We start from the raw sequence: 21,784 nt of genomic DNA, 5'->3' as shown, positions 1-21,784 counted from the left end.
CTTCGATTGTCATCCAGTCCTTCCTATGCAGAAAGAACCTCGTAAGGTCCGTGAGTTTCGCCGCCGCGAACAAGAGATCCTCGACACCGCGCTCAAGCTGTTCCTCGAACAGGGTGAAGACAGCGTCACCGTCGAGATGATCGCCGACGCCGTGGGTATCGGCAAAGGTACGATCTACAAGCACTTCAAGTCCAAGGCGGAGATCTACCTGCGCCTGATGCTCGACTACGAGCGCGACCTGAACGCCCTGTTGCACTCGGACGACGTCGACCGCGACAAGGAAGCCCTGTCGCGCGCCTACTTCGAGTTTCGCATGCGTGACCCGCAGCGCTACCGGCTGTTCGACCGCCTGGAAGAGAAAGTGGTCAAGGGCAACCAGGTGCCGGAGATGGTCGAGGAGCTGCACCGTATCCGCGCCTCCAACTTCGATCGCCTGACCCTGCTGATCAAGGGGCGCATCAGCGAGGGCAAGCTCGAGGACGTGCCACCGTACTTCCACTACTGCGCGGCCTGGGCCCTGGTGCACGGTGCCGTGGCACTGTACCACTCGCCATTCTGGAGCAACGTGCTGGAAGACCAGGAGGGCTTTTTCCAGTTCCTCATGGACATCGGGGTACGCATGGGCAACAAGCGCAAGCGCGACCCGGAACCCGCGAACTGAAGCACGCCACCGGGTTTTTCCCGGTACTGTCCGACATGCAGGCTTGCAAAAACCTGATTTTTGAGTCAGGTTTTGCAGGCCCGATTCTTCCATGCCGGAGTCATCCATGATCGTCGATCGTCAAGGCAGGCGCTTTCGCAACCTGCGTGTCAGCCTGACGGCTGCTTGCAACTATGCCTGCAGCTATTGCGTGCCCGACGGCAAGCGCCTGGTGGCGGCGCAGGATGAGCTGCCGGCCGATGCCCTGGCCCGCGGCGTGGCGTACCTGATCGAAGCCGCGGGCATCGAGCGGCTGCGCATCACCGGTGGCGAGCCACTGGTCAGCCCCCGCCTCGAGGCGTTTCTGCAGACCGTGGCAGGGCTGGGCCTGGTGGATATCGGCCTGACCACCAATGGCCAGTTGCTGTCGCGCAAGCTGCCGCTGCTGCGCGCCGCTGGCATCCGCCGTCTCAATGTTTCCCTCGATACCCTCGATGCCCAGGCCTTTCGCCGCATCGCCCGTGGCGGCGACTTGGCCTGCGTGCTGGCCGGCATGGAGCAGGCCAGTGCCGCCGGTATGCGCATCAAGGTGAACATGGTGCCGATGCGTGGGCAGAACCTCGACCAGGTCTTGCCGATGCTCGACTACTGCCTGGCGCGGGGCTACGAGCTACGCTTCATCGAGCTCATGCGCATGGGCCACCTGGCGCGTGATACCAATGCCTTCCTGCAGCAGTTCGTGGGCCTGCAGCACTTGCTGGAGATGATCGGCCAGGCCCACGACTACCAGCCGGCCAGCGCGGCACCGGACGCGACGGCGCTGCGCTACCGGATTCCCGGCAAGGGCCATTTTGGTGTGATCGCCAACGAAAGCATGCCGTTCTGCCGGAGCTGTTCGCGCCTGCGCTTGTCGTCCACCGGCTGGCTGCATGGCTGCCTGTCGTCGGGCAACCGTCATTTCATCGGTGATTTGCTCGACAAACCTCGCCACCAGGCGCTTCCCGCCTTGCAGCGGCTGCTGGTCAAAGCCCTGGCGGACAAGCAGGACCTGGCGTTTTCCGGGGGCGCGACGATCATGAAGGTGATCGGCGGCTGACTCTGGCGCAAAAGCTGCATCTGGCGGCTGTTCGCCGGTTTTTCGTCACCGGTTCTGGAGGAAAGATGCGTAGCCTGGTCTTGCTGCTGGCGCTGATGGCGCTGGGCGGCTGCATGAATGTCAGCGATATGGGCGAAGGTGTTCGCTACCACATGAGCGATGCCGGATTGCTGGATCACAGCGATACGCGCCGCAGCCTGTCGGTGCGCCTGCAACCCGATTCGTTCATCTTCATCGGCCAGGGGGCCTTCGTGCCGCCGGGCAAGGGGCCTGCGCCCCGGCCGAACGTGGTGGCCGAGCAAGCATTCAAGAGTTTCGTCGAGTATTTCCCCTTGGTACGTCGTGCCCAGGGGCCACTGGGGCTGGAGCAGGCGATTGCCGAGGCCCGCTCGGTGGGGGCTCACTATGTGTTGTACACGCGTTTCGCACGGACCGACGACCGGATCGGCAATGGCGATGAATGGTACGACGAGCAGGCGGTCGATCGCCTGGGTGTGGACACCGGCGTGGTACAGATGATGCTGATCGAAACCAGTACCCGCTACTTGATCGACACGGCACGCATCAAGAGCCGTGGCGGTTTGTTGACGTTCCACGACAAGGCGCCGGAAGATTTGCTTGGGCCGCCCATGCGCGATTACGCTCGTAGCTTGTTGGGCATGAGTCGTTGAGGAGAGGGTGATGACAGCTACCGGCAAGGCCAATGATCTTCTGGCGCAGATCCCCAAGGAGAAGGGCCTGCCGCCGGTGCACCTGTGGAACCCGGATTTTTGCGGCGACATCGACATGCGCATCGCCCGCGATGGCACCTGGTACTACCTGGGGACGCCGATCGGGCGCAAGCCGATGGTGCGCTTGTTCTCCACCATCATCCGCCGCGACGGCGACGACTATTTCCTGGTCACGCCGGTGGAGAAGGTGGGGATCCGCGTCGATGACGCGCCCTTCGTCGCGGTGTTGCTGGAGGTGGAGGGCAGTGGCGAGCAACAGGTGCTGCGCTTGACCAGCAATGTCGACGACCAGGCCGAGGCGGGCCCCGACCATCCGCTGCGGGTCGAGATCGACCCCGGCACCCAGGAGCCTTCGCCCTACATTCTCATGCGCAGCAACCTCGAGGCGCTGATCCATCGCAATGTGTTCTACCAACTGGTCGAGCTGGCGGTGCCGCGCGAGATCGCGGGGGAGGAGTGGCTCGGGGTCTGGAGCCATGGCGAGTTCTATCCGATCGGGCGGCCCTAGGTTTTTTGGGGCCGCTTCGCGCCCCATCGCCGGCAAGCCGGCTCCCACACAGGCTGTGTGAAAATCCTCCGAGCAATCGGGCTGTTCAAAAAACAACCTAAAAATCGCGCTTCTACGCGTATTCTGGGTGAGTTGAGCAGCCAAGCTTTTCCAGATTTCGCGTAGAAGCGCGATCCTGAAAAAGCATTGGAGGTTTTCACACAGCCTGCACAGGTATGGCGCAATCCTGAAGTTCGGCGCTAACCCTGTGGGAGCCGGCTTGCCGGCGATGGGCTGCAACGCAGCCCCAGTGTCGCTTAACTGACCGGCATTGCGCGAAGCGGCCCCCTGCTTTTCCTTCAGATTGGCTGTTTTTCTCCCACGGCGTAGGGCCTAACCTGCTGGCAGCCACCCATCAGGAGATGCCCCATGAGACCCATCCCTCTATCCCTGGCCTTGCTCACTGCCGCAGGTCTACTCGCCGCCCAGGCATCCGCCTGGGCCCACGGCGAGGAGCACGGCCAGGTCAAGGTCCTGCAGCAGCAGCGCCCCAGCAACGCCCCCGGCAAGCAAGCCGTGATGCTCACCGTCAGCTATGCACCCGGGCAGGCATCGCCCGCCCATCGGCATCCGGGCGCCGTGATGGCCTACGTGCTGGAAGGGGCGGTGGTGTCGAAGCTCGGCGATGGCCAGGAGAAGACCTACAAGGCCGGCGAATACTGGTACGAGGCGCCAGGCACCGTGCACAGCGTGTCGCGCAATGCCAGCGAGGCCGAGCCGGCCAGTTTGCTGGTCTGGAGCCTGGTGGACGAGGGCAGGGCGGTCACCGAACCGCTGGAATGAAAAAACCTCCAGTGCTTGCGCATCTGGAGGTTTTCAATGTCTGGCTCCGCGACCTGGACTCGAACCAGGGACCCAATGATTAACAGTCATTTGCTCTACCGACTGAGCTATCGCGGAATCTGGGCGTATCTTACTGATTGCCAAGGAGAAGTCAAGCTCCTCCTTGGCAATCGGCGCGTTACAGCACCTCGACGATGGCCTTGGTGACCACGTGGATGTTGCCCTGGTTCAGCGCGGCGACGCAGATGCGGCCGGTGTCCAGGGCATAGATGCCGAACTCGTCCTTCAGGCGGGCGACCTGCGCGGCGCTCAGGCCCGAGTAGGAGAACATGCCGCGCTGGCGGCCGACGAAGCTGAAGTCACGCGAGGCGCCGTATTCGGCCAGCAGCTCGACCATCTGCTTGCGCATGCCGTGGATGCGGCCACGCATCTCGCCCAGCTCGGCTTCCCACATCTGGCGCAGTTCGGCGTTGTTGAGCACGGCGCAGACGATGCTGGCGCCGTGGGTCGGCGGGTTGGAGTAGGTGGTGCGGATGACGCGCTTGACCTGCGACAGCACGCGGGTGCTCTCGTCGCGGGAGCCGGTGACGATCGACAGGGCGCCGACACGCTCGCCATACAGCGAGAACGACTTGGAGAACGAGCTGGAGACGAAGAAATCCAGGCCCGACTCGGCGAACAGGCGCACGGCGAAGGCGTCTTCGGCGATGCCATCGCCAAAGCCCTGGTAGGCCATGTCGAGGAACGGCACATGGCCCTTGGCCTTGACCACGTCCAGGACGTTCTTCCAGTCGTCCAGACCCAGGTCGACGCCGGTCGGGTTATGGCAGCAGGCGTGCAGAACGATGATCGAGCCGGCGGGCAGGGCGTTCAGGTCTTCGAGCATGCCGGCGCGGTTCACGTCGTTGCTCGGTGCGTCGTAGTAACGGTAGTTCTGCACCGGGAAGCCGGCACTCTCGAACAGGGCACGGTGGTTCTCCCAGCTCGGGTCGCTGATCGCCACCACGGCGTTGGGCGACAGGCGCTTGAGGAAGTCGGCGCCGATCTTCAGGGCGCCGGTGCCACCGACCGCCTGCACGGTCACCACGCGGCCTTCGGCCAGCAGCGGCGACTCGGCGCCGAACAGCAGCTTCTGCACGGCCTGGTCGTAGGTGGCGATGCCGTCGATCGGCAGGTAGCCGCGGGAGGCGTGCTGGGCGGCACGCTGGGTCTCGGCCTCGATGACCGCGCGCAGCAGCGGGATACGGCCTTCCTCATTGCAGTACACGCCCACGCCCAGGTTGACCTTGTCGGTACGGGTATCGGCGTTGAATGCTTCGTTGAGGCCCAGGATGGGGTCGCGGGGTGCCAGCTCGACAGCGGAAAACAGGCTCATTGTTACCTTGGCTCTGAATGGAGTGTGATAGGACGCGCACGCTCCGGCCGAGTGCACTGAAGCGGTGCGCAAACGGGGAGTCAGTATAGTGATACCGGCCGGTCACGGCGACAGCCTGGCGCGGCTTTTCCGGGGTTTTGCGCGAATATTTTTCAACCATTGGTCGTATTGCCAGGTCCATTGGAGAAAATGCCCGTCCGCTTGCCTTGAAAGGGGCGCCTGGCACGCTCATTTGGGTATAGACTACTGGCTAAATTTACAGTTGCCGCGACACCATCGAGGTCCGTCATGTCCGAGTTCCAGCTCGTCACCCGTTTCCAGCCGGCCGGCGACCAGCCCGAGGCCATCCGCCAGATGGTCGAGGGCATCGAGGCCGGGCTTTCGCACCAGACCCTGCTCGGGGTGACCGGCTCGGGCAAGACCTTCAGCATCGCCAACGTCATCCAGCAGGTCCAGCGCCCGACCCTGGTGCTGGCGCCCAACAAGACCCTGGCCGCCCAGCTCTACGGCGAGTTCAAGGCGTTCTTCCCCAACAACGCGGTGGAGTATTTCGTTTCCTACTACGACTACTACCAGCCGGAAGCCTACGTGCCGTCGTCGGACACCTTCATCGAGAAGGACGCCTCGATCAACGACCACATCGAGCAGATGCGCCTGTCGGCGACCAAGGCGCTGCTGGAGCGGCGCGACGCCATCATCGTCACCACGGTGTCCTGCATCTACGGCCTGGGCAGCCCCGAGACCTACCTGAAGATGGTCCTGCACGTCGACCGTGGCGACAAGCTCGACCAGCGCGCCTTGCTGCGCCGCCTGGCAGACCTGCAGTACACCCGCAACGAGATGGACTTCGCCCGCGCCACTTTCCGCGTGCGCGGCGACGTGGTCGATATCTTCCCGGCCGAATCGGACCTGGAGGCCATTCGCATCGAGTTGTTCGACGACGAGGTGGAGAACATCGCCGCCTTCGACCCGCTCACCGGCGAGGTGATCCGCAAGCTGCCACGTTTCACCTTCTACCCCAAGAGCCACTACGTCACCCCGCGCGAGACCCTGCTCGAGGCGGTGGAGGGGATCAAGGAGGAGCTCAAGGATCGCCTGGCGTACCTGCACAAGGCCAACAAGCTGGTGGAGGCCCAGCGTCTGGAGCAGCGCACCCGCTTCGACCTGGAGATGATCCTCGAGCTCGGCTACTGCAACGGCATCGAGAACTACTCGCGCTACCTCTCCGGACGCCCGGCCGGCGCGCCGCCACCGACCCTGTACGACTACCTGCCGCCCGACGCGCTGCTGGTGATCGACGAGTCCCACGTCAGCGTTCCCCAGGTCGGCGCCATGTACAAGGGCGACCGCTCGCGCAAGGAGACGCTGGTGGAGTATGGCTTCCGCCTGCCCTCGGCGCTGGACAACCGGCCCATGCGCTTCGACGAGTGGGAGGCGGTCAGCCCGCAGACCATCTTCGTCTCGGCGACCCCGGGCCCCTACGAGGACGAGCATGCGGGGCGGGTGATCGAGCAGGTGGTACGCCCCACTGGCCTGGTCGACCCGCAGGTGGAAGTGCGCCCGGCGCTGACCCAGGTCGACGACCTGCTCTCGGAGATCGGCAAGCGCGTGGCGGTCGGCGAGCGGGTGCTGGCCACGACCCTGACCAAGCGCATGGCCGAGGACCTTACCGACTACCTGGCCGACCACGAGGTGCGGGTGCGCTACCTGCACTCGGACATCGACACCGTCGAGCGGGTCGAGATCATCCGCGACCTGCGCCTGGGTACCTTCGACGTGCTGGTGGGCATCAACCTGTTGCGTGAAGGCCTGGACATGCCAGAGGTGTCCCTGGTGGCCATCCTCGATGCCGACAAGGAGGGCTTCCTGCGCTCCGAGCGCTCGCTGATCCAGACCATCGGCCGAGCTGCGCGCAACCTCAATGGCAAGGCGATCCTCTACGCCGACCAGGTCACCGGCTCCATGCGTCGGGCCATCGACGAGACCGAGCGGCGCCGGGCCAAGCAGATCGCCTTCAACGAGGCCCATGGCATCGTGCCCAAGGGTGTGGTCAAGGACATCACCGACATCATGGAGGGCGCCAGCGTCCCGGGTGGCCGCAGCAAGAAGCGCAAGGGCATGGCCAAGGCGGCGCAAGAAAGCGCCCGCTACGAGGCCGAACTGCAGACCCCGGCCGAGATCACCCGGCGCATCAAGCAACTGGAAGAGAAGATGTTCCAGCTCGCCCGCGACCTGGAGTTCGAGGCCGCGGCGCAACTGCGCGACGAGATCGCCCAATTGCGCGAGCGGTTGATCGCCAGTTGACCGGGGAGGGCGGTTGCGGCCTCGAGGTGCTTTGACGCGGCCCCAATGCGCTCAGCTCTTCCCCTGCCGGATGTTCACTGCTGGAGCCCGATACCCGCTCCCTGCTAACATCCGGCCTTTGTTTCATCTTTCGTCCGAGACTGTCCATGACCACCGTTCGCACGCGTATCGCGCCATCGCCCACCGGCGATCCCCATGTCGGCACCGCCTACATCGCCCTGTTCAACTACTGCTTCGCCAAGCAGCACGGCGGTGAGTTCATCCTGCGTATCGAAGATACCGACCAACTGCGCTCGACCCGCGAGTCGGAGCAGCAGATCTTCGACGCCCTGCGCTGGCTCGGCATCGAGTGGAACGAAGGCCCGGACGTCGGCGGCCCCCATGGTCCGTACCGGCAGAGCGAGCGGGGTGAAATCTACGCCAAGTACGCCAAGCAACTGGTGGATGCCGGCCACGCCTTCTATTGCTTCTGCACCGCCGAGGAGTTGGAGCAGATGCGTGCCGAGCAGATGGCCCGCGGTGAAACCCCGCGCTACGACGGCCGCGCCCTGAAGCTGAGCGCCGAAGAAGTGCAGCGCCGCCTGGATGCCGGCGAGCCCCACGTGATCCGCATGAAGGTGCCCAGCGAGGGCGTCTGCGTGGTGCCGGACATGCTCCGTGGTGACGTCGAGATCCCATGGGACCGCATGGACATGCAGGTGCTGATGAAGAACGACGGCCTGCCGACCTACTTCCTGGCCAACGTGGTCGACGACCACCTGATGGGCATCACCCACGTCCTGCGGGGCGAGGAGTGGCTGCCGTCGGCGCCCAAGCTGATCAAGCTATACGAATACTTCGGTTGGGAGCAGCCGAAGCTGTGCTACATGCCGCTGCTGCGCAATCCTGACAAGAGCAAGCTGTCCAAGCGCAAGAACCCGACCTCGGTGACCTTCTACGAGCGCATGGGCTTCCTCCCCGAGGCCATGCTCAACTACCTGGGCCGCATGGGCTGGTCCATGCCGGACGAGCGCGAGAAGTTCTCCCTGGCCGAGATGGTCGAGCATTTCGACCTGTCGCGCGTCTCGCTGGGCGGCCCGATCTTCGACATCGAGAAGCTGTCCTGGCTCAACGGCCAGTGGCTGCGTGACCTGCCGCTGGAGGAGTTCGCTACGCGGGTGCAGAAATGGGCCTTCAACAGCGACTACCTGATGAAGATCGCCCCGCACGTGCAGAGCCGGGTCGAGACCTTCAGCCAGATCGCGCCGCTGGGCGGGTTCTTCTTCGAGGGCGCGTTGAAGCTCGACGCCAAGCTGTTCGAACACAAGAAGCTGTCGCCCGACCAGGTGCGCCAGGTCATGCAACTGATCCTGTGGAAGCTGGAAAGCCTGCGCCAGTGGGAGAAGGAGCGCATCACCGGCTGCATCCAGGCCGTGGTCGAGGCCCTGGAGCTGAAGCTGCGCGATGCCATGCCGCTGATGTTCGCCGCCATCACTGGCCAGGCCAGTTCGGTCTCGGTGCTCGACGCCATGGAAATCCTCGGCCCGGACCTGACCCGCTATCGCCTGCGCCAGGCCCTGGACCTGCTCGGTGGCGTGTCGAAGAAGGAAAACAAGGAGTGGGAGAAGCTGCTGGCGAACATCGCCTGATCGCTTCGAGCATGGCCTGTAGGGCTGCTTCGCAGCCCATCGCCCCACCCATACGGCGCCGCTGCCAGGGCGGCGCCAGCCTTGTGGGAGTGGGCCTGTCCGCGAAGGCGCGGGTGAATACCCCGCCGCATTTCGGGTGGTTTTTCTCGGCAGGGCGGTAAGTGATTGTTATCTCGAAAAAAACTTTTGGTTTTTTTCAAAAATTTGTTTGACAGCCCTGCAATCCGATCTTAATATGCGCCCCGTCCACAGCGATGAGCGACTACGAAACGCCAGGCACCCAGCCAGCGATTCCGTTCAGCGCGACATTGTGGGGCTATAGCTCAGCTGGGAGAGCGCCTGCATGGCATGCAGGAGGTCAGCGGTTCGATCCCGCTTAGCTCCACCAAATTCCGCTTCACGATCACATTCGTTGATCGGGAGGCAAGATCGGATTCCAGCAATCCGGTCTTGAAGGTAGAAGGTTCGTCCCCTTCGTCTAGTGGCCTAGGACACCGCCCTTTCACGGCGGTAACAGGGGTTCGAGTCCCCTAGGGGACGCCAGTTTTACACAAGCGACGTTTCAGGATGTCGCTGGGCCGAGAGGCTAGAAATCCGGGGCTATAGCTCAGCTGGGAGAGCGCCTGCATGGCATGCAGGAGGTCAGCGGTTCGATCCCGCTTAGCTCCACCAATTTTGCCGGGTTCGCGCAAGCGGATCGGTACGAAGGTTGTTGTCCCCTTCGTCTAGTGGCCTAGGACACCGCCCTTTCACGGCGGTAACAGGGGTTCGAGTCCCCTAGGGGACGCCACTTTTACCCGCGTCTTGCGGGAGTTGAAAGGCTCATTCGCATATTGGATGGGCCTTTTGTTTTCACCTCGGGGCTATAGCTCAGCTGGGAGAGCGCCTGCATGGCATGCAGGAGGTCAGCGGTTCGATCCCGCTTAGCTCCACCAATTCCGCCAGGGTCCGTGAACGCGGATCTGCACGAAGGTCAACGTCCCCTTCGTCTAGTGGCCTAGGACACCGCCCTTTCACGGCGGTAACAGGGGTTCGAGTCCCCTAGGGGACGCCATTTTTACCCGCGTTTTGCGGGAGTTGAAAGGCTCATTCGCATATTGAATGGGCCTTTTGTTTTTTCCACGCCCTTATTTTCTGCTCGATCGATGGTCGCGGATTTCGCTTGCCAGAAAATATTACGCTGATAATATTTCGATCATAATATTTTCGAGGTGAGCGATGAACGACAGGAAGAGCAAGACCCGTGAGCGCATTCTCGAGGCCGCCTGCAACGCCTTGATCCAGCATGGCCCGGCCGAACCGAGCGTCAGCCAGGTGATGGGCGCCGCTGGGCTGACGGTGGGCGGTTTCTACGCGCACTTCGACAGCAAGGACGAACTGATGCTGGAGGCGTTCCGTCATCTGCTCGGCGAGCGTCGGGCCTTGCTCGCCCAGGTCGACCCCAGCCTTGATGGCGCGGGGCGACGGGCCCTGGCGGCGGCCTTCTACCTGTCGCGCAAGCACCGTGATGCCCAGGAACATGCCTGCCCGCTGCCCAATGCTCTGGGCGAGATGCAGCGCCTGCCGGAGGCGTTTCGCGAGGTGCTGGCCGAACACATCGAGTTGATGACCGCGCAGATGGTCGATCGTCCCGAAGATATCGACAAGGCCTTCGCCGACCTTGCCCTGATGATCGGCGGCCTGACCCTGGCCCGTGCCTTGGGCGATGGCGAGCTGTCCGATCGGATCCTGCGTGCCGCCAAGTCGGCGGTGCTCTGAACAACCTGACCCCTGGAGCAAGGTGATGACAACCCTGAGCTGGATTCGAGGCGTCAACGGCACCCTGGGCCACCTGGCCCCTGAAACCGTCGCTGGCCGGATGCGCCGGGCCTTCATGACCCCGCGCAACCTGCCGCCCAGGCAGTGGGAGCTGCCGCTGCTGGCCACGGCCGAGCGCATCACCTTGCGCTTCGGCTTGTCGGCGCTGCGCTGGGGCAAGGGGCCGACGGTGCTGCTGATGCACGGTTGGGAAGGGCGGCCGACCCAGTTCGCCGCGCTGATCGATACCCTGGTGCGGGCCGGCCATACCGTGGTGTCCCTGGAGGGGCCGGCCCATGGTCGTTCGCCCGGCCAGCAGGCCCATGTGGTGCTGTTCGCCCGCGCCTTGCTGGAGGCGGCCGCTGAATTGCCACCGCTGCGCGCAGTGATCGGCCATTCCATGGGCGGTGCCAGCGTGCTGCTGGCCTTGCAGTGGGGCTTGCGCACGGAGGCGGCGGTGAGCATCGCCGCACCCGCGCAGCTGCTTGGGGTGCTGCGCGGCTTCGCCCGGCGCCTGGGGTTGCCGGCGCGGGCCCGGGCAGCGTTCATCCGCCAGGTCGAGCAGGATGTCGGCGTGCAGATCGCGCGCCTGGACGTCAGCGGCTACCAACTCGAGCTGCCCGGGTTGGTGGTGCACGCCAGCGATGACCGGTTGGTGCCGGCCAGCGAGGCCCAGCTCATCCACAAGGCCTGGTTCGACAGCCGCCTGATGGTGCTGGAGGAGGGCGGCCACCAGCGCGTACTGGCCGACCCACGCCTGGGCGAAGCGGTGCTCGAACTGCTGGCGCGTGCGCCACGACCGGCGCGGCAAAGCGCCTGAGCATCCGGTACACTCTGCCCGATCACTGACCAAGGGGAGCGGGCATGAGCTGGGACCTGGCATCGCCATTCATCATCGACCTTCGCGTCGCCACCGAGGACATCGACGGCCTTGGCCACGCCAACAACGCCGTCTACGTGACCTGGCTGGAGCGCTGCGCCTGGCGCCACTCCCAACGCCTGGGCCTGGACCTGGCCGAGTACCGGCGCCTGGACCGGGCCATGGCTGTGGTGCGCCACGAGATCGACTACCTGGCCGCGGCCTATGAGGACGACGAGCTGCAGCTGGCCACCTGGATCATCGACTGGGACCAGCGCCTGCGCATGACCCGGCGTTTCCAGCTCAAGCGCCCGAGCGATGGCGCCACCCTGTTGCGGGCGCAGACCACCTTCGCCTGCATCGAGCTGTCCAGCGGCAAGCCCAGGCGCATGCCGGCGGAGTTTCTCGAAGGGTATGGTCCGGCGCTGATCGGCGCCTGAAGCGGCGACGTTTTTGCTAGACTGGCGCCTTTTTCCGCCGAGAGCCTGACATGCAAATTGCCCTGGCCCCCATGGAGGGGCTGGTCGACAACATCCTGCGCGACGTCCTGACCCGGGTGGGTGGCATCGATTGGTGCGTCACCGAGTTCATCCGCGTCTGCGACCGCCTGTTGCCGGCGTCGTCGTTCGACAAGCTGGCCCCAGAGCTGCGCCACGGCGCGCGGACCGCGGCTGGGGTGCCGATGCGTGTGCAACTGCTGGGCTCCGATCCGGCCTGCCTGGCCGACAACGCGGTATTGGCCTGTGAGTTGGGTGCACCGGTGATCGACCTGAACTTCGGCTGCCCGGCCAAGACGGTGAACAAGTCCCGGGGCGGGGCGGTGCTGCTCAAGGAGCCGCAGTTGCTGCATGCGATCGTCCGCGAGGTGCGGCGGGCGGTGCCGGCGCAGATTCCGGTGACTGCCAAGATGCGCCTGGGTTTCGACAGCCCGGACGCTGCCCTGGAGTGCGCCACGGCCCTGGCCGAGGGTGGCGCCGCGCACCTGGTGGTGCATGCCCGTACCAAGGTCGAGGGCTACAAGCCGCCGGCCCATTGGGAGTGGGTGGCGCGGGTGCAGGAGGTGGTGCAGGTGCCGGTGTTCGCCAACGGCGAGATCTGGACGGTCGATGACTGGCGGCGCTGCCGCGAGGTCAGCGGCGCCGAGGACATCATGCTCGGTCGTGGGCTGGTGTCGCGGCCAGACCTGGCCCTGCAGATCGCGGCGGCCCGCGATGGCCGGGAATACCAGCCCATGGATTGGCAGGCCCTGCTGCCGTTGCTGCGTGAGTTCTGGCGCCAGGCCCAGGCCAAGTTGTCGCCCCGCTATGCGCCGGGGCGGATGAAGCAGTGGCTGGCCATGCTGACCCGCAGTTACCCCGAGGCCGTGGCGTTGTTCGCGCAGTTGCGGCGGGAGGATGACTGCCAGCGGATCAGCGGGTTGCTGGGTGTTGAGCAGGCAGCCGGCGTGAGCTTCGAGGAATGCGTTGCCTGAACGGGCCGTTCGCGGGCAAGCCCGCTCCCACAGGGTGGCTCTGTAAACCACATCATCTGTGGTCGACCCGGACCTGTGGCAGCGGGTTTGCCCCTGCTCCGTGACCTGCAAAAAATTTTTTGCCCGCCTCTTGAAAACCTTTTGCCGGACCTTATCTCTTGAGTACGCGATGCCGAAGTCGGGTCGCGTAGTGACTTACTTGCTGAATCTCAGGAGTTTATGACCATGACCACTGCATTCTCTCTCGCTCCACTGTTCCGCCATTCCGTTGGCTTCGACCGTTTCAACGATCTGTTCGAGTCTGCGGCACGTAACGAGGCGGGTAGCAGCTACCCTCCCTACAACGTGGAAAAGCATGGCGATGACCACTATCGCATCGTGGTTGCCGCAGCCGGTTTCCAGGAGCAGGACCTCGACCTGCAGGTCGAGAAAGGTGTCCTGACCGTCACCGGCGGCAAGCGCGACACCAGCGCCGCAGACGTTACCTACTTGCACCAGGGCATTGCCCAGCGGGCGTTCAAGCTGTCCTTCCGCCTGGCTGACCATATCGAGGTCAAGTCCGCCGGTCTGGCCAACGGCCTGCTCAGCATCGACCTGCTGCGCATCGTGCCGGAAGAGGCCAAGCCCAAGCGTATTCCGATCAACGGCGAGACGCCGGCGCTGAACTGAGTTCGGCAACCTGCAAAAAGGGGCACTTCTTAGAAGTGCCCCTTTTTTGTGTTTTTGACAACCTTTTCAGGGTGTTCGAGACCATTGGGGCTGCAAAGCGGCCCCCAGCGTTTGTCCTTGAGAAGCGCTAATAATCCGCCGGCGCCTCCATCAGCATCTGACGAAACTCCGCCAACGGCAGCGGCCGGCTATGCAAGTACCCCTGATATAGGTGGCAACCCTGGCGTTCGAGGAACGCCAACTGCTCGCTCTGCTCGACCCCCTCGGCAATCACCGCCAGTTCCAGGCTGCGCGCCATGGCCACGATGGCACGGACGATCTCCGCATCGTTGGGGTCGACCGGGGCGTCGCGGACGAAGGTCTGGTCGATCTTCAGGGCATCCACCGGCAGGCGCTTGAGGTAGGTCAGCGACGAATACCCGGTGCCGAAGTCGTCCATGGCGAAGCTCACGCCGTAGCGCTTGAGCTCGCGCATCTTGCTGATGGTGTCCTCGAGGTTCTGGATGACGATGCCTTCGGTGATCTCCAGCTTGAGCATGCGCCTTGGCAGCCGGTAGTCGTCGAGGCTGCGCAGCACCCGTTCGACGAAGTCGTTCTGGCGGAACTGCCGTGGGCTGATGTTGACGCACAGGCTGAAGTCGTCGGCGTCGATCAGCCCGTCCTGCAGCATGTGCGCGCAGGCGTCGCAGGCTTCGTCGAGGATCCAACTGCCCACCTCGAGGATCAGCCCGCTTTCCTCCAGCACCTGGATGAACTGCGCCGGCGGCTGCTGGCCCAGCTGCGGATGATGCCAACGCAGCAGCACCTCGGCGCCGACGATGCGGTTGTCGCGGGCATCCACCTGGGGCTGGAAGTGCAGGGCCAGCTCGCCCCGGGCCAGGGCCAGGCGCAGGTCGTTCTCCATGCGCAGGCGCTCGCTGGCGGCCTTCTGCATGGTGGTATGGAACAGTTGCGTGGTGTTGCGCCCGGAGTCCTTGGCCCGGTACAGGGCGATGTCGGCGCGCTTGAGCAAGTCGGCCGGTGTCGCGCCATGGTCGGGGATCAGCGCCACGCCGATGCTCGGCGTCACCTGCAGGCGCTGGCCGTCCAGGGACATGGGCTCGGCCAGCAGCTCGCGCAGGGTGTCGGCCAGTTCGCGAACCTTGTTCTCCACCTGCTCGCGGCTACCCTCCAGGCCGCTGAGCAGCACCACGAACTCGTCGCCGCCCAGGCGCGCCACGGTGTCTTCCAGGCGCACGCTGGCCTCCAGGCGTGCGGTGATGATCTTGAGCACCGTGTCGCCCACGGGGTGACCGAGGGAGTCGTTGATGTGCTTGAAGTGATCCAGGTCGAGGAACAGCAGGGCGCCGCGCAGGTTGTGGCGTTTGAGCAGGGCGATCTGCTGGCTCAGGCGGTCCATCAGCAGGGCGCGGTTGGGCAGGTTGGTCAGCGGGTCGTGATAGGCCAGGTGGCGGATCTGCGCCTGGGCGTTCCTCAACTGGCTGACATCGCGTGCGGTGAGCAGCAGGCAGTCGGCCTCGTTGAGGCTGATCGGCTCGACCGAGACCTCCACGGTGAGAATGTCGCCACGCTTGTTGCGCCCGAGCATTTCCCGGTGATGGACCCGGCCATGCTCCTTGAGCTCGGTGAGCAGGGCGCTGCGTTGCTTGTCGTCGGCCCAGATGCCGATCTCGTAGACGCTGCGGCCGATCACCTCGGCGGCGCTGTAGCCGGTCAGCCGGCAGAAGCCGTCGTTGACCTCCAGGTAGCGGCCGCTCTTGCGCTCGGTCAGGGTGATGGCGTCGGGGCTGGAGTGGAAGGCCTTGGCGAACTTCTCCTCGCTGGCCTTGAGCGCCGCCTCGGCGCGCTGTTGCTGGGTGATGTCGCGCAGGGTGGTGACGCTGCACGGCTGGTTGTCGACCGTGATCAGGCGGCTGGAGATCACGCAGGTCAAGGCCGTGCCATTGCGATGGTTGACCACCACCGCCACGTTGCTCAGGGCCTGTTCGCGGATCACCCGTTCGATGCGCTGGGCGCGCTTGGCCGATTCGGCCCACAGGCCGATCTGCTCGGCGGTGCGGCCGATCACCTGTTCGGCGCTCCAGCCGAAGGTCTGGGTGAAGGCCGGGTTGATCTCGATGAACTGGCCGCTGTCCTGGCGGGTCACGCAGATCGGGTCGGGGCTGACCTGGAACAGGCTGGCGAATTTCTCCTCCGAGGCGCTCAGGCGCTGCTCACGCTCCACCTGGTCGGTGATGTCGAGCAGGGTGCCGGCCATGCGCAGCGGATTGCCCTGCTCGTCGCGGTACAGGCGCGCGCGGCTTTCGATGTAGCGGGAGGTGCCATTCTCCAGTTGCACCCGGTAGGTGATCTGGTAGTTGCCCGCCGGGCCTTCGCGCAGGCTGCGGTAGGCCTGGCGCATGACGTTGCGTTCCTGCTCCGGCACGCCTTCGAAGAACGCCTCGAAGGATTCGTGGAAGGGCACCGGATCCAGGCCGTGCAACTGGGCGGCGCGGGCCGAGCCATAGAGCATGCCGCTGGGAATGTGCCAGTCCCAGGTGCCCAGCTGGGCCGAGTCCAGGGCCAGGTCCAGGCGCTCCTGGCTGTCCTTGAGGGCCTGTTCGGCGCGCTTGCGCTCGGTGGTGTCGACGAAGGTGCTGATCAGGTAGGTCACCCCCTCCATCTCGATGCCCTGGGTGCACAGGATGCCGTCATGCACCTTGCCGCTGCTGGCGCGGAACTGCACCTCCATGATCAGCGGGCCACCGTTGGCGCGGGTCGACTCCAGCACCTGGTGACGTTGCTCGGGATTGACCCATAGCCCCAGTTCCAGGCTGGTCTTGCCGATCACCTGTGGGCCGGGCCAGCCGAACATGTCTTCGAAATGGCGGTTGACCTCGAAGATCATGCCGTCGTGGCGGCGGGTCAGGAGGATGGCGTTGGGGCTCAGGTGGAACAGCGTGGCGAAGCGCTTCTCCGAATTGATCAGCGCGGTCTCCCGCTCGCGCTGGCGGGTGATCTCGCGGATCACCCCGATCATCTGCGGTCGGCCGTGGCGATCGTGGGTCAGGCTGCCGTTGATCTCCAGCCAGTGCAGGCTGCCGTCCGGCCAGCGGATGCGATGGCGCATGGCCTGTTCCACCGGCTCGCCGTCGACCACGGCCTGGAATGCCTGGCGTGTGCGGGCACGGTCTTCCTCGGGCAGCAGGTCGAGGTAGTCGATGTCGTTGGGCAGGGGCCGCTGCGGGTCGAAGCCGAACAGTGCCTGGGTGGCCCGCGACCAGCTGATCCGGCCGCTTTCTATATCCCACAGCCAGGCGCCCAGGTGGGCGCCGTTGAGGGCGGCCAGCAACTGTGGGGCGCTCTGCCAGGCCTGTTCCGATTCCTGGGGATCGGCCGCGAAGATGCGCGGCAGGCGCGGAAAGCGGTTTGCTGATTTGGGCATCGATACCAGACCTTTGGCGGATGGCGCGTCCTTGGAGTTGAAGTGCCGTGCTGACGACCGGTCAGGCGGGCCCTGCGTGGCTGTCGAGCAGGGCCATGAAGGCCCTGGCCGCGTTCGATAGCGTTCGCTCCGTATGCAGAATGTAGCCTAGCTGGCGCGACAGCTGAATGCCGGGCAAGGCGATGCGGGCAACCTGCTCATCGAGCATAGTACGCGGCAGTACGCTCCACGCCAGGCCGATGGACACCATCATCTTGATGGTTTCCATGTAGTTGGTGCTCATGGCGATGTTCGGTGTCAGGCCCTGGCTTTCGAACAGGCGCTGGACGATATGGTGGGTGAAGGTGTTGCCGCCTGGGAAGACCGCCGGGTGGCGGGCCACGTCGGCGAGGCTGACGGGGTCGATGCTGGCCAGGGGGTGTTCCGGCGCGGCGACGAAATCCAGCGCATCGTCCCACACCGCAACGGCGCGAACCAGGTGATGCGGTTCGGGGGCGAGGGTAATGACCGCTATTTCCGCTCGGCCATGAAGGATCTCATCGTAGGCCGCTTCCGAGTCGAGGAACTGGATATCCAGCGCCACCGCCGGGTGCTGGCGGGTGAACGCCCGCAGCAGCGGGGGCAACCGGTGCAGGCCGATGTGATGGCTGGTGGCCAGGGTCAGGCGGCCGCTCACTTCGCCGGTCAGGTTGCTCAGGGCGCGCCGGGTATCGTCCAGTACATTGAGGATCTGGTAGGCGCGTGGCAGCAGCGCGCGGCCGGCCTCGGTCAGGGTCACCTCGCGGCCGAGGCGGTCGAACAGGCGCACGTCCAGCTGCTGCTCGAGCCCGGCGATACGCTTGCTGACGGCCGGCTGGGTCAGGTGCAGGCGCTCGCCGGCCCCCGAGAAACTGCCGGTTTCGGCGATGGCGATGAAGGCGCTGAGGTTGGCCAGGTCCACGGTTTTTCGGATTCCTGTTGGTTATTCAAAGCATAAAAAATATGAATTTGAGTTATTCAATCTAACGCCATAGCATCGTCCGTACAAGCCAAGGGGTTATTGGCATAGAAAGACGCTGATGAGGAACAGTCTGATGGCTGGCAAAACGCTCTACGACAAACTCTGGGATGCGCATGAAGTCAAGCGACGCGACGATGGTTCGTCCTTGATCTACATCGACCGTCACATCATCCACGAAGTGACTTCGCCCCAGGCCTTCGAAGGCCTGCGCCTGGCCAACCGCAAGCCATGGCGCATCGATGCCAACATTGCCACCCCGGACCACAACGTACCGACCACGCCAGAGCGCAAGGGCGGCATCGAGGCCATCGTCGACCAGGTGTCGCGCCTGCAGGTGCAGACCCTCGACGAGAACTGTGACGAATACGGCATCGTCGAATTCAAGATGAACGACGAGCGCCAGGGCATCGTCCATGTCATCAGCCCGGAGCAGGGCGCTACCTTGCCGGGCATGACCGTGGTCTGCGGCGACTCGCACACCTCGACCCACGGTGCCTTCGGCGCCTTGGCCCACGGTATCGGCACCTCCGAGGTGGAGCACGTGCTCGCCACCCAGTGCCTGGTGGCCAAGAAAATGAAGAACATGCTGGTGCGCGTCGAGGGCCAGTTGCCCGCGGGTGTCACTGCCAAGGACATCGTCCTCGCCGTGATCGGCAAGATCGGTACCGCCGGTGGCAACGGCCATGCCATGGAGTTCGCCGGCAGCGCCATCCGCGAGCTGTCCATGGAAGGCCGCATGACCATCTGCAACATGTCCATCGAAGCCGGTGCCCGCGTGGGCCTGGTGGCGGTCGACGACACCACCGTCGCCTATGTCGAAGGTCGCCCGTACGCGCCCAAGGGCGAGCAGTGGAAGCAGGCGGTCGAGGCCTGGAAGGGCCTGGTTTCCGATGCCGATGCGGTGTTCGACACCGTGGTCGAGCTGGACGCCTCGCAGATCAAGCCGCAGGTCAGCTGGGGCACCTCGCCGGAGATGGTCCTGGCTGTCGACCAGCGTGTGCCGGACCCGGCCGCCGAGCCCGACCTGATCAAGCGTGGCTCCATCGAGCGCGCCCTCAAGTACATGGGCCTGAGCGCCAACCAGGCGATCACCGACATCAAGCTCGACCGCGTGTTCATCGGCTCCTGCACCAACTCGCGGATCGAGGACCTGCGTGCCGCGGCCGAGATCGCCAAGGGCCGCAAGGTCGCCGCCAACGTCAAGCAGGCGCTGGTGGTGCCGGGCTCGGGCCTGGTCAAGGCCCAGGCCGAGCGCGAAGGCCTGGACAAGATTTTCCTCGAGGCGGGCTTCGAATGGCGTGAACCGGGCTGCTCCATGTGCCTGGCGATGAACCCGGACCGCCTGGAGAGCGGCGAGCATTGCGCCTCGACCTCCAACCGCAACTTCGAGGGCCGTCAGGGCGCCGGTGGCCGTACCCACCTGGTCAGCCCGGCCATGGCCGCCGCCGCCGCGGTGACCGGCCACTTCATCGATGTCCGCGAGTTGATCCAAGGGAGCGCAGCATGAAAGCCTTCACCCAGCACACCGGTCTTGTCGCGCCATTGGATCGCGCCAACGTCGACACCGACCAGATCATCCCCAAGCAGTTCCTCAAGTCGATCAAGCGCACCGGCTTCGGCCCCAACCTGTTCGACGAGTGGCGCTACCTGGACGTGGGCCAGCCCTACCAGGACAACAGCAAGCGTCCGCTGAACCCCGAGTTCGTGCTCAACCATGAGCGCTACCAGGGTGCCAGCGTGCTGCTGGCCCGCGAGAACTTCGGCTGTGGCTCGAGCCGCGAGCATGCACCGTGGGCCCTGGACGAGTACGGCTTGCGCTGCATCATCGCGCCGAGCTTCGCCGACATCTTCTTCAACAACAGCTTCAAGAACGGCCTGCTGCCGATCATCCTCGCCGACGAGGAAGTCGACGAGCTGTTCAGGCAGGTCGAGGCCAACCCGGGCTACCAGCTGACCATCGACCTGCAGGCCCAGGCCGTGACCCGCCCCGACGGCAAGGTGCTGCCGTTCGAGATCGACGCCTTCCGCAAGCATTGCCTGCTCAACGGCCTCGACGATATCGGCCTGACCCTGCAGGACAGCGATGCCATCCGCGCGTTCGAACAGCAGCACCGGGCGAGCCAGCCCTGGCTGTTCCGTGACGCCTGATCGGCCGCGCTGAGCCTTTGGCGGGCAAGCCCGCTCCCACGGGGATAGCCGCAGTGCGGTACCGGTGGGAGCGGGCTTGCGCGTCAAAGGGCTCGAGGCAACCACGCAAACGCCCGGGTGTGCTGGTATCGTGGGCCGAACATTGGTTTTTTCCGGCGTGCCGCAGGCGCGCCGTCTGAATGGATAGAGGAAAGCATGAGCAAGCAGATTCTGATTCTCCCAGGTGATGGCATCGGCCCGGAAATCATGGCCGAGGCGGTCAAGGTGCTGGAGCTGGCCAACGACAAGTTCCAGCTCGGCTTCACCCTGGAGCACGACGTGATCGGCGGCGCGGCCATCGACAAGCACGGCGTGCCACTGGCCGACGAGACCCTGGAACGCGCGCGCCAGGCCGACGCGGTGCTGCTCGGCGCGGTCGGCGGGCCGAAGTGGGACAAGATCGAGCGTGACATCCGCCCCGAGCGCGGCCTGCTGAAGATCCGTTCGCAACTGGGCCTGTTCGCCAACCTGCGCCCAGCGATCCTCTACCCGCAACTGGCCGATGCGTCCTCGCTCAAGCCCGAGGTCGTCGCCGGCCTGGACATCCTCATCGTCCGCGAGCTGACCGGCGGCATCTACTTCGGTGCGCCACGTGGCCAGCGCGAGCTGGACGGTGGCGAGCGCCAGGCCTACGACACCCTGCCGTACAGCGAAAGCGAGATCCGCCGCATCGCCCGCGTCGGCTTCGACATGGCCCGCGTGCGCGGCAAGCGCCTGTGCTCGGTGGACAAGGCCAACGTCCTGGCGTCCAGCCAGCTGTGGCGCGAAGTGGTCGAGGACGTGGCCAAGGACTACCCGGACGTCGAGCTCAGCCACATGTACGTCGATAACGCCGCCATGCAACTGGTGCGCGCACCCAAGCAGTTCGACGTGATGGTGACCGACAACATGTTCGGTGACATCCTGTCGGATGAGGCTTCCATGTTGACCGGATCCATCGGCATGCTGCCATCTGCATCCTTGGATGCCGACAACAAGGGCATGTACGAGCCGTGCCATGGCTCGGCCCCGGACATCGCCGGGCAGGGCATCGCCAACCCGCTGGCGACCATCCTGTCGGTGTCGATGATGCTGCGCTACAGCTTCAACCAGCAGGCCGCCGCCGACGCCATCGAGAAGGCCGTCAGCCTGGTGCTGGATCAGGGCTTGCGTACCGGTGACATCTGGTCGGCCGGCTGCAGCAAGGTAGGTACGCAGGAAATGGGCGACGCAGTAGTCGCAGCGCTGCGGAATCTGTAATCTCTCTGGCCCGCCGTCGCTTTCCTGCGATGGC

General features: G+C 64.8%; 18 protein-coding genes and 7 tRNA genes. 21 read left to right on the top strand and 4 right to left on the bottom strand.

Going from position 1 to position 21,784, the window contains the following annotated elements; translation table 11 throughout:
* Window positions 1-25 precede the first annotated feature (25 nt).
* From ACDI39_RS09300 to ACDI39_RS09280, 5 genes are all read left to right on the top strand, one after another.
* Window positions 26-661: a TetR/AcrR family transcriptional regulator gene (locus tag ACDI39_RS09300; RefSeq protein WP_225787045.1), complete on the top strand. Its 636-nt coding sequence runs from the start codon at window positions 26-28 to the stop codon at window positions 659-661.
* A gap of 106 nt (window positions 662-767) precedes the next feature.
* The gene (locus ACDI39_RS09295; RefSeq protein ID WP_225787044.1) at window positions 768-1,736 is read left to right on the top strand and encodes a GTP 3',8-cyclase MoaA; all 969 of its coding nucleotides are present in this window, start codon (window positions 768-770) and stop codon (window positions 1,734-1,736) included.
* Window positions 1,737-1,801: 65 nt separating this feature from the next.
* A complete protein-coding gene (locus ACDI39_RS09290; protein ID WP_368815726.1) occupies window positions 1,802-2,407 on the top strand; it encodes a DUF4823 domain-containing protein in 606 nt (201 codons plus the stop codon).
* A gap of 10 nt (window positions 2,408-2,417) precedes the next feature.
* Window positions 2,418-2,975 carry a DUF1285 domain-containing protein gene (locus ACDI39_RS09285; protein ID WP_225787042.1) on the top strand — a complete coding sequence of 186 codons (558 nt, stop codon included), beginning with the start codon at window positions 2,418-2,420 and terminating at the stop codon, window positions 2,973-2,975.
* 408 nt (window positions 2,976-3,383) lie between these two features.
* Window positions 3,384-3,797: a cupin domain-containing protein gene (locus tag ACDI39_RS09280; RefSeq protein ID WP_253104505.1), complete on the top strand. Its 414-nt coding sequence runs from the start codon at window positions 3,384-3,386 to the stop codon at window positions 3,795-3,797.
* A 41-nt stretch (window positions 3,798-3,838) separates the two neighbouring features.
* On the opposite strand, the gene ACDI39_RS09275 is transcribed toward ACDI39_RS09280, so the two are convergent.
* Both ACDI39_RS09275 and ACDI39_RS09270 read right to left on the bottom strand, forming a co-directional pair.
* Window positions 3,839-3,914: transfer RNA gene (locus tag ACDI39_RS09275), tRNA-Asn, on the bottom strand.
* A gap of 61 nt (window positions 3,915-3,975) precedes the next feature.
* Entirely contained in the window at window positions 3,976-5,172 is a 1,197-nt protein-coding gene (locus ACDI39_RS09270) for an amino acid aminotransferase (protein WP_225787040.1), read from the bottom strand.
* A 288-nt stretch (window positions 5,173-5,460) separates the two neighbouring features.
* Here ACDI39_RS09270 and uvrB point away from each other — a divergent pair, with 288 nt between their 5' ends.
* The 13 genes from uvrB (at window position 5,461) to ACDI39_RS09205 (ending at window position 13,900) form a co-directional block, all read left to right on the top strand.
* Window positions 5,461-7,476: an excinuclease ABC subunit UvrB gene (uvrB, locus tag ACDI39_RS09265; protein WP_225787039.1), complete on the top strand. Its 2,016-nt coding sequence runs from the start codon at window positions 5,461-5,463 to the stop codon at window positions 7,474-7,476.
* Between the two features lie 146 nt (window positions 7,477-7,622).
* A complete protein-coding gene (gene gltX, locus ACDI39_RS09260) occupies window positions 7,623-9,104 on the top strand; it encodes a glutamate--tRNA ligase (RefSeq protein ID WP_225787038.1) in 1,482 nt (493 codons plus the stop codon).
* A gap of 312 nt (window positions 9,105-9,416) precedes the next feature.
* A tRNA-Ala gene (locus ACDI39_RS09255) sits at window positions 9,417-9,492 on the top strand.
* A 79-nt stretch (window positions 9,493-9,571) separates the two neighbouring features.
* Window positions 9,572-9,647, top strand: a tRNA-Glu gene (locus ACDI39_RS09250).
* A gap of 53 nt (window positions 9,648-9,700) precedes the next feature.
* Window positions 9,701-9,776: transfer RNA gene (locus ACDI39_RS09245), tRNA-Ala, on the top strand.
* A 42-nt stretch (window positions 9,777-9,818) separates the two neighbouring features.
* A tRNA-Glu gene (locus tag ACDI39_RS09240) sits at window positions 9,819-9,894 on the top strand.
* A 69-nt stretch (window positions 9,895-9,963) separates the two neighbouring features.
* Window positions 9,964-10,039, top strand: a tRNA-Ala gene (locus ACDI39_RS09235).
* A 43-nt stretch (window positions 10,040-10,082) separates the two neighbouring features.
* A tRNA-Glu gene (locus ACDI39_RS09230) sits at window positions 10,083-10,158 on the top strand.
* A 164-nt stretch (window positions 10,159-10,322) separates the two neighbouring features.
* The gene (locus ACDI39_RS09225; RefSeq protein WP_225787037.1) at window positions 10,323-10,862 is read left to right on the top strand and encodes a TetR/AcrR family transcriptional regulator; all 540 of its coding nucleotides are present in this window, start codon (window positions 10,323-10,325) and stop codon (window positions 10,860-10,862) included.
* Between the two features lie 25 nt (window positions 10,863-10,887).
* On the top strand, window positions 10,888-11,721 hold the full coding sequence (locus ACDI39_RS09220) for an alpha/beta fold hydrolase (protein WP_368815729.1): 834 nt from the start codon (window positions 10,888-10,890) through the stop codon (window positions 11,719-11,721).
* Window positions 11,722-11,765: 44 nt separating this feature from the next.
* Complete coding sequence (locus ACDI39_RS09215; protein WP_225787035.1) at window positions 11,766-12,200, top strand: acyl-CoA thioesterase; 435 nt, start codon at window positions 11,766-11,768, stop codon at window positions 12,198-12,200.
* Window positions 12,201-12,250: 50 nt separating this feature from the next.
* Window positions 12,251-13,231 carry a tRNA dihydrouridine synthase gene (locus ACDI39_RS09210; RefSeq protein ID WP_253104514.1) on the top strand — a complete coding sequence of 327 codons (981 nt, stop codon included), beginning with the start codon at window positions 12,251-12,253 and terminating at the stop codon, window positions 13,229-13,231.
* Window positions 13,232-13,456: 225 nt separating this feature from the next.
* Window positions 13,457-13,900 carry an Hsp20 family protein gene (locus ACDI39_RS09205; protein WP_225787033.1) on the top strand — a complete coding sequence of 148 codons (444 nt, stop codon included), beginning with the start codon at window positions 13,457-13,459 and terminating at the stop codon, window positions 13,898-13,900.
* A 127-nt stretch (window positions 13,901-14,027) separates the two neighbouring features.
* Here ACDI39_RS09205 and ACDI39_RS09200 read toward each other — a convergent pair whose 3' ends face one another.
* A complete protein-coding gene (locus ACDI39_RS09200) occupies window positions 14,028-17,324 on the bottom strand; it encodes a PAS domain S-box protein (RefSeq protein ID WP_225787032.1) in 3,297 nt (1,098 codons plus the stop codon).
* Window positions 17,325-17,385: 61 nt separating this feature from the next.
* The gene (locus ACDI39_RS09195) at window positions 17,386-18,264 is read right to left on the bottom strand and encodes a LysR family transcriptional regulator (RefSeq protein ID WP_225787031.1); all 879 of its coding nucleotides are present in this window, start codon (window positions 18,262-18,264) and stop codon (window positions 17,386-17,388) included.
* Between the two features lie 133 nt (window positions 18,265-18,397).
* On the opposite strand from ACDI39_RS09195, the gene leuC reads away from it, so the two are divergent.
* From leuC to leuB, 3 genes are all read left to right on the top strand, one after another.
* The gene (gene leuC / locus ACDI39_RS09190; RefSeq protein ID WP_225787030.1) at window positions 18,398-19,831 is read left to right on the top strand and encodes a 3-isopropylmalate dehydratase large subunit; all 1,434 of its coding nucleotides are present in this window, start codon (window positions 18,398-18,400) and stop codon (window positions 19,829-19,831) included.
* Window positions 19,828-20,472 carry a 3-isopropylmalate dehydratase small subunit gene (leuD, locus tag ACDI39_RS09185; RefSeq protein WP_253090869.1) on the top strand — a complete coding sequence of 215 codons (645 nt, stop codon included), beginning with the start codon at window positions 19,828-19,830 and terminating at the stop codon, window positions 20,470-20,472. The genes leuC and leuD overlap by 4 nt, the downstream gene beginning before the upstream one ends.
* Before the next feature lie 195 nt (window positions 20,473-20,667).
* Entirely contained in the window at window positions 20,668-21,750 is a 1,083-nt protein-coding gene (gene leuB / locus ACDI39_RS09180) for a 3-isopropylmalate dehydrogenase (protein ID WP_225787028.1), read from the top strand.
* Window positions 21,751-21,784 lie beyond the last annotated feature (34 nt).

This window comes from Pseudomonas sp. Tun-23181 (assembly GCF_057415455.1).
This window is presented reverse-complemented; position numbering and strand designations above follow the sequence as displayed.